At 29.8% G+C, this 8,588-nt stretch carries 8 protein-coding genes; 3 read left to right on the top strand and 5 right to left on the bottom strand.

Annotated elements, in window-relative coordinates; translation table 11 throughout:
- Nucleotides 1-5 precede the first annotated feature (5 nt).
- Entirely contained in the window at nt 6-350 is a 345-nt protein-coding gene (locus WBG30_RS05575; RefSeq protein ID WP_424503658.1) for a toxin-antitoxin system YwqK family antitoxin, read from the bottom strand.
- Between the two features lie 352 nt (nt 351-702).
- Here WBG30_RS05575 and trpS point away from each other — a divergent pair, with 352 nt between their 5' ends.
- Nucleotides 703-1,665 carry a tryptophan--tRNA ligase gene (gene trpS / locus WBG30_RS05570; RefSeq protein WP_424503657.1) on the top strand — a complete coding sequence of 321 codons (963 nt, stop codon included), beginning with the start codon at nt 703-705 and terminating at the stop codon, nt 1,663-1,665.
- A gap of 64 nt (nt 1,666-1,729) precedes the next feature.
- Here the strand turns inward: trpS and WBG30_RS05565 are convergent, their stop codons facing one another.
- The 3 genes from WBG30_RS05565 to WBG30_RS05555 form a co-directional block, all read right to left on the bottom strand.
- On the bottom strand, nt 1,730-3,157 hold the full coding sequence (locus WBG30_RS05565) for a carbon starvation CstA family protein (protein WP_424503656.1): 1,428 nt from the start codon (nt 3,155-3,157) through the stop codon (nt 1,730-1,732).
- 192 nt (nt 3,158-3,349) lie between these two features.
- Nucleotides 3,350-4,066: a LytR/AlgR family response regulator transcription factor gene (locus WBG30_RS05560; RefSeq protein WP_424503655.1), complete on the bottom strand. Its 717-nt coding sequence runs from the start codon at nt 4,064-4,066 to the stop codon at nt 3,350-3,352.
- Nucleotides 4,066-5,739 (bottom strand): LytS/YhcK type 5TM receptor domain-containing protein, encoded by a 1,674-nt coding sequence (locus WBG30_RS05555; protein ID WP_424503654.1) that lies wholly within the window; start codon nt 5,737-5,739, stop codon nt 4,066-4,068. Before WBG30_RS05555 ends, WBG30_RS05560 begins: the two co-directional genes overlap by 1 nt.
- A gap of 325 nt (nt 5,740-6,064) precedes the next feature.
- Here WBG30_RS05555 and WBG30_RS05550 point away from each other — a divergent pair, with 325 nt between their 5' ends.
- A complete protein-coding gene (locus WBG30_RS05550) occupies nt 6,065-6,949 on the top strand; it encodes an acyl-ACP desaturase (RefSeq protein WP_424503653.1) in 885 nt (294 codons plus the stop codon).
- A 53-nt stretch (nt 6,950-7,002) separates the two neighbouring features.
- Here the strand turns inward: WBG30_RS05550 and WBG30_RS05545 are convergent, their stop codons facing one another.
- Entirely contained in the window at nt 7,003-7,860 is an 858-nt protein-coding gene (locus WBG30_RS05545) for a MurR/RpiR family transcriptional regulator (RefSeq protein WP_424503652.1), read from the bottom strand.
- A gap of 192 nt (nt 7,861-8,052) precedes the next feature.
- On the opposite strand from WBG30_RS05545, the gene WBG30_RS05540 reads away from it, so the two are divergent.
- On the top strand, nt 8,053-8,373 hold the full coding sequence (locus WBG30_RS05540; protein ID WP_424503651.1) for a DUF496 family protein: 321 nt from the start codon (nt 8,053-8,055) through the stop codon (nt 8,371-8,373).
- Nucleotides 8,374-8,588 lie beyond the last annotated feature (215 nt).

Raw genomic sequence — 8,588 nt, 5'->3', positions numbered from 1 at the left:
GGTCCCTACATCTCCTTCCCTTTTCTATATTCAACCTCTCCTTCTACTTCTCCACTATGGTAGTAGTAGATCCAGTGACCGTCCATCTTGCCGTTCATATAACTTCCTTTTCTCTTTACCTTTCCATTGTAAAAATAATATGTCCATTCCCCTTCTGCTTTCCCATTTTTGGAATAACCTCTACTCTCTATATTATTACCGTCATAATATGAGATTCCTTCACCTGTATAAGGTTTATCACCATCAAGGGTATAAATAATCCCTTTTCTAAACTCTATTTTTTTCGCTGAACCTTTATCACTACATCCAAATAAAGTTATAATTGCTAGTAATATTAATATTTTTTTCATATCTTTTCTCCACCTTTTTTTTATAATATTTTTTTTATTTAAATCTAGGGTTTTTTATTTTTCTTCTAGTATACCACAAAGTTTTTTTAGTTGACATTCCTCTCTAAAAAAGGTATCATTTATCTAAAATAATCTATAAAGGAGGTAACTGTTGTGTCAAAGAGATTTACTTGGTGGTGGAAAAATTTATCTAATAATTTTAATACTGTTTCATCTAAGTAGACTGACATCTAATCAATAGTTATATCTTTTTTATCCTTTAATTCTATATTTAGAATATAGAATGGTAGGAAAAACATATATACTTGACCAGTCATCTTGACTGGTCTTTTTTTATTTTAGGAGGGAAATCATGAAAAAAATAATATCAGGAATACAACCAAGTGGAATCTTACATATAGGAAACTATTTTGGTGCAATAAAGCAATTTATCAAATTTCAAGAAGAAAACGAGTGTCTATTCTTCATAGCAGATTACCATGCTCTAACGTCTTCTACAGATGCAGATGCACTACGTAAAAATACTAGAGATGTAGTTCTAGACTACTTAGCATTAGGAGTAGATCCTACAAAGGCTAGTATCTTTATACAATCACATGTACCATTACACACAGAACTTATGTGGATTTTATCAAATCTTACACCTATGGCACTCCTAGAAAGAGGTCATTCTTTTAAAGATAAGAGTGCTCGTGGTATCTCCTCTAATACAGGACTATTTACATATCCAGTACTTATGGCCGCAGATATCTTAATGTACGATGTAGATATGGTCCCAGTTGGAAAAGATCAAAAACAACATTTAGAGATGACTCGTGACATTGCTACAAAGTTCAATGAAAAATATGCTGAGATTTTTAAACTTCCTGAACCTATGATCGTAGAAAGTACAGCTGTAGTTCCTGGAGTAGATGGAGCTAAGATGTCAAAATCATACGGTAATACCATCGATATGTTTGCTTCTAAAAAGATATTAAAAAAGCAAGTAATGAGTATTGTAACTGATTCAACACCACTAGAAGATCCTAAAGACCCAGACAACAATGTAACTACTCTATATAAATTATTTGCTACACCGGAAAAATTAGAGGAGATGAAAGAAAAATTTAGAGCTGGTAACTACGGATATGGTCATGCTAAGAAAGAGCTTTTAGAAGCTATTTTAGAGCACTTTGCAGAAGCAAGAGCTAAACGTGAAGAATTAGTAGCTAATCCTGAGTATGTAAATAAAATTTTGGCTGAAGGGGCTGAAAAAGCTCGTGTAATAGCTAAAACTAAAATGTTAGAAGTAAAAAAAGCAGTAGGACTGATGTAATAAAAAAAGCTAGAAATTCCAAATGGAATTTCTAGCTTTTTTTATTGTTATTTATAAGAAGGATCTATACTGTTACTTTTTTACCTTCTTTATTATATACCTTATCTTTTACTACTAAAAATACTACTCCAATAGCTACTGCTAAGGCGATTCCTGCATATTTAGATATCATTACTGGTAATCCAAATCCAATTGGTGCCATCATGATAAATGCGATACATACAGATGTCATGAATACTGCTGGAATATATGTAATCCAGAAATTTTTCTTTTCCCTTACAAAGTAAGCTGTAGAAGTCCACAATACCATAGTTGCGATTAATTGGTTAGTGAATCCAAAATATCTCCATACAATGTTGAAATCTACTTTTGAAAGGAAGAATCCAATAACAAATAGTGGGATAGCTACTAATAATCTATTTTTCATAGAGTGTTGTTCAAAATTAAGTGCATCTGCTATTGTAAGTCTAGCACTTCTAAATGCCGTATCTCCAGATGTAATAGGTGCTGCTACTACTCCAAATATTGCTAATGCTCCTCCAACTTTTCCTAATAATGAATTAGATATTACATTTACAATTGCTGCTGCATTTCCATCAAATCCTGCTAATTCTTTTACTCCACCAAAGAATGCCATTGCTGCTGCTGCCCAGACTAATGCTACTACACCCTCTGCAATCATAGAACCATAAAATACATTTTTACCTTGTTTTTCATTAGTTAAACATCTTGCCATAAGTGGTGATTGTGTTGAATGGAATCCTGATATTGCTCCACATGCTATTGTAATAAATAACATTGGGAATATAGGAGTTTTTAGAGGTGTAGATTGCATATTTGTTATATTCCCAAATAATTCAGGAATCTCAAATCCTCCTACAAATAACATTACTCCTACACCAGCTGCCATGAATAATAGCGCTGCTCCAAACAATGGATAGATCTTAGCTATTATCTTATCTACTGGTACTAATGTTGCTATTAAATAATAAGCGAATATAATATATATCAATACCTTTACATTCACCCCTGTTAATCCGTGTAAGATAGTTGCAGGTCCTGCTACAAATACTACTCCTACTAATACTAAAAGTACAACAGATATAACTCTCATTGCCATTCTATAAGGTTGTCCTAAATATTTTCCAACTAATTCTGGTATTGATTTACCATCATTTCTAAGAGATAACATCCCTGACATATAATCGTGTACTCCACCTGCAAATATCGAACCAATTACAATCCATATAAATGCCACTGGTCCAAATAAAGCTCCTGCAATAGCTCCAAATATTGGCCCTAGTCCTGCAATATTTAAAAATTGGATCATAAATATTTTCCAACCTGGTAATGGTATAAAATCTACCCCATCTTCTAATCTAATTGCTGGTGTTACCGCTTTTGGATCTACTCCAAATACCTTCTCAACAAATTTTCCATAAAATAAATGACCTAAAACTAATAAAACTATCGATAGTAAAAAAGTAATCATAATCTTCCTCCTAAAATAAATTTAATATATTTGATAGAAGTATTATACATCTAGCGAAGATTTAATATATCATTTAGAGATAAACTACAAAATTCTAAACATTAAATACAAATATTCGTCATGAAATACATTTTAAATTTCCGAGTCTTATCAAACCATCTAGTTTTATTTTAGAACATTTAGTATGTTTTCCTACTTTATATTTAATAAGTTTCTAAATTCCTTTATCTTATTCCGACTCACAGGAACTTCTATATCCAAATTCTCTACCTTTAGATTGTACGTACTATTAAACCAAGGAATTATTTCTTTTATTTTATTTATATTTACTATATACGATCTGTGGGTTCTAAAAAATATATTTGGCAGTTCTTCCTCCAAATCAGATATTTTTTGCTTAGAAAAATATATTTCCCCCTTGGCATAAACCTTTGTTTCCCTTTCGCAAGCTTCAAAAATATAAATTTCATCTAAAGATAAAACATACATTTTTTCCCCTTTCCATAGGGTCAGTCTATTTATACTAACCTCTTCCTTGGGTTTTTCTGCTGTATTTTTTTCTATCAAGCCATCTAAAGTTTTTATTATTCTCTCCTCAGAATAGGGTTTTAATATATAGTCAAAAGCCTTTATACTAAAAGCATCTACTGCATATTCTCCATATGCAGTAATAAATATAATTCGTGGTTTAGCTTCAAACTTTGAAATTAATTTGGCTAATACCATCCCATTCATATTTGGCATATTTATATCTAAAAATATTATATCCACACTATGTTTTTCAAAAAAATTAAGAGCTGACATAGAATCCTCAAATTCTCCTACAATATCTAATTCTTCATATTTTTCTATAAAATATCGAAGTTCCATTCTTGCTGGATATTCATCATCAATTATTATACACTTCATTACTCCCCCTTAATATCAAAAGTTATCCTCGTTCCCTTTTCTAACCTTTCTATATTTAAACCTTTCCCATAAATTAATTTTATCCTTCGATGTACATTGTATAGTCCTATTTTACTACTCTCAATACAATCACTATATATTTTATCTATTATCTCTTGCTCTATACTTTTACCATTATTTTCTATAATCACACGTATTTTATTTCCATGAACCTTATATATTTTCAGAAAGATATCCTTCCCCCCTGTTCCATTGAGGAGTCCATGTTGGATTGCATTTTCCACTAAGGGTTGTATTGTTAGACTTGGTATTTTTATCTGCTTAATATTTTCATCAACATCATAATGCATGTTTATTTTATCATAAAATCTTGCTTTTTCTATATTTACATAGGCTTTTACCTGTTCTAATTCCATTTCTATATCTACTGGCTTATTTCCATTGTCCAAATTATATCTAAGATAGGTTGCTAGATCAATAATTGTACTTCTAGCCTGCATAGGGTCTATCCTTACAAAAGAAGTTATTGTGTTCAGTGCGTTAAATAAAAAATGGGGATTTATCTGTGTCTGTAACGCCGTTATCTCTGCCTCTCTAGCCATCTCTTCCAATTTTTTTACTCTACTTATTTCAAGTTGGGTAGATATCAATTCAGATAATCCTAGAACTAGATTTTTATTTCTCTCAGATATATATGAATTTTCAGAGAAATAAACTTTTAATACACCAGTTACTTCTGTTCCTGATTTAAGTGGTACTATTATATATGAAATAATATCTTTAGAAATACAATCTCGCCTTATTTCCTCTACTTCATCCTTGTTAACCACTCTAAATTTACCTGTTCGGAGAACTTCCCTTGTGACATTACCTTTAATCTCTCTATGCATTATCTTATAATTTTCATCTTGACTACAATATGATATTATATTTTCCATATCAGTAAACACAACTATTTTAGCTCCTAAAGATTGGAGTATAGTCCTACATACATTTTTTAATGAATCACTATTTACATCTCTAAAATATGGTAATGTTTTATTAGCAATCTCCAAAACTAATCTTGCCTCTTCTCCAGCTACTCTATCTTCCTCTAGCATCATATTTTCCGTTATTAATATTACAATGGCTACTCCCAAAGCATTTACTAAAACCATAGGAAAATAAATAGTCTCCACTATATTTAGAGCTAAATAAAATGGTTTTGACATGAGTAATATTAAACCCATACTGATATTTTCAATGATAATTCCACCTATAAATCCTAGTATATATTTATTTTTTACATTGAATTTATTTAAATATCCTAGTCCCCATCCTCCTAAAAAAGTGGCTATCCCACAAGGAATTGATGTAATTCCGTAAGGATCTATCATAATCCTATGAATTCCTGCAGTCAATCCTGTAATAAGGCCGATTACAGGCCCTCCTATAATAGCTGCTACAACTACACTTATATTTCTTGTATTTGCTATGGCTCCATTATAATCGGTCCCCATATATGTCCCCCCTATAGCGAGTAAAGCAAATATTAAAGATAACAATACCATATCTAGTTTTTTATATTTTTCTTTTTTTATCAATCGTTTGAATCCCCTAGCTCTCGACAGGAAAAATGCTATCGTTATGATATAGCCCAAACTATTTATTAAATTTCCAATAAGCCCAAACATAGCCCCTCCTTTATATTTATATAAGCTTATTTTACACTATTAATAAAGGTGTTGCAAAAAGTTTATCGTGATTCCCTCAATTATATATATGAACTTTAGAGTAACTATAAATATATAGTAATGAAAAAATTAATTTAATTAAGGACCTGAAGGAAATTTTATCTAAATTAAGAATACTATAATGAATTACAGTATTAAAATTTTATAAATAACCACTTAAAAAAATAAAATTTCAAGTGTTATTATGTTTTCATTGACATTTCTTTACTTTTTTAGTAAACTTTATTTATAGAAAAATATAAGCTTTAATAATATGGAGGTAATGATGAATACAATTAAAAATCAAATAGATTTAGAACAAAAAATAATAGATTTATATTTAAGACACCAAAAACAAAGCGAGTCAATGGAATGGAATTTCTACGAATATATGCCTTGGGATAAGGGACAATCCTTTACTACTTTACCTTATAATAAATCACAAAATACACTCCCACAAGAATTAATCATAGCAATAGAAACTTCTATGCTAACAGAATTAAATCTTCCTTGGTATACTACTTTTTTAAATAATATGTTTATAAATAATTTAGAACCTCTACAAAAATTTGTACATACATGGGTAAGCGAAGAAGATCAGCATGCTTCTGCTTTGGAAACCTACTTAATTTTGACTAGAAATGCTGACCCTAAAAAGCTCACAAAAATAAAAAAAGAAATTCTTAATACCGGTTGGGATTCTATTTTATCAGATCCTCTATCATCTATGGTATATACATCACTACAGGAATTAGGAACAGTCGTATTTTATAAAAATATTGCTAAATATGCACAAAATTATGACTCTGGGTTAAGTGAATTACTTCTTAGAATCGCAAAAGATGAGTCATCTCACTATGCTTTCTACAATCAAATAGTTGATGCACATCTGGAATTAAATCCTGATCTCCTGGTAAAAGTATGGCCCGTGATCAAAAATTTCAAAATGCCAGGAGGGTCTCTTAGTGATTTTGATGATAGAATGAAAGTTATTCAAAAAGCTGGTTATGGTCCAGATGAATATGTTAATCAAGTTTTAGAAGTTCTTATCAAAAGATGGAAAATTACTAAATTAGAGCCTACAACTCCTGAAGGAAAAGAAGCTCAAAAAAATATTTTAAAATATTTAGAGAAAATAAAAAGAATTAATACTAGATTAAAAAATAGATAGAGCAACGTGACGTGAAATAGAGAAAAGTCATCTAAAATATAGATGACTTTTTTCTATTTTTTTATCTTCAATATTTTTACTGTCTTTGTATTTTTCTTAGCTAAACTCAAGTTTTTTTCATAATTAATTTTACTGAGCAGAATAAATATTGCATCTATCACCGTTAACTGAGTTATCGTAGACGAAATCGCAGTTAATCTAAAATTAACATTTTCAGCAACAGTTTTAATCGCTATATCTGCTAATTTACTCAATGGATTTTCTACTACCTTTGTCAAAGTTATTATTTTTGCACCATTTTTTTGAGCTATCTCAACTGACTTAATTATTTCATATGTTTGTCCACTATGAGATATTGCAAAAACTAAATCCTCAGGAGTGGTATTATTCATACTAGTAAGTTGGACATGGGTATCATCTAGATAACTAGCACTTAGGTTTATCTCTAATAGTTTATACATCAAATTCTTAGCTACTAAACCAGAAAATCCAGCTCCTAAAATATAAATATTCCTAGCTTTAGATATAGCATCTACCGCTTCTTCCATGTCTGTAACATCTATAATAGAAGTAGTGTTTTTTATAGCCTCAATATTTTGATAAGCTACTTTATTTATAACTTCCGAGCTTATATCATCCATTGAAATTTGATCATGTACTATCTTAGTTTTTTTTGAGCTTTTTCTTATCACTGCTTCACTTAGAGCTATTTTAAATTCTGGAAAACCTTTATAACCCAATTTTTTAGCAAACCTTATTATACTTGGTTGGCTTATACCAATTATTTCACCTAATTCCTTGGCTCTCATTCCCTTTATATTTTCTAAATTTCCTAAAATGTATTTGGCTATCTTTTTTTCTGTTTTTGTAAATATTTCTTTCATTTCTTTTAATTTCGTTATACAATCCATCTTTATTCAACCCCTTTTATAAATTATAAAACATTATTGAAATTTGTGCAAAACTTTATTTATTTTTGAAATAAAATTTCAATTCAAAGACTTAAAAAATAGAATTTAATCCACTATATATTTAAACATTTAAGATGATATGTTATACTGTTTGTGTAGTAACATTCAATTAATTTACAGGAGGTACAAATTATGGATAACGCTTTAGAAATCGTAAGAAATATGAGAAGAAAAAATAAAATTAAAAGAGAAGTAACTGATGTTGAGAAAAAAATAAGAGACAATCGAAAAAGAGTTGAATTATTAGATAACTTATCATCATATATCAAAGATAACATGACTACAGATGAGATAAAAGACATCATTCAAGGTATGAAGAGTGACTATGAGGATAGAATCGATGATTTCATCATCAAAACTGCTGAGTATTCAAAAGAAAGAAGAGACCTTAATAAAAGTATCAAAGAATTGATGGTGCAAGCTAACCAAATGAATATAAACGAAAATAACTAAATAACAGTTATAAAAAAAAGCTAAAGCTTCTTCAACCCCCTGCCCCCATCTTGGGGGTTTTTTGGTATAATAACTATTATGACTACTATTACTAATGACAACTTAAAAGCTTTTTTTAGACATTCTTTTAAATTTTTTTCACATTTCCCTAAAGCTTATCTTCATTTTATCAAATCTACACTCCTTGCTGCTAAAAATTGTAGAGAATTTGCTTT

Source organism: Psychrilyobacter sp., assembly GCF_049671765.1.
In the GTDB taxonomy this organism is placed as follows: Bacteria; Fusobacteriota; Fusobacteriia; order Fusobacteriales; family Fusobacteriaceae; genus Psychrilyobacter.
This window is presented reverse-complemented; position numbering and strand designations above follow the sequence as displayed.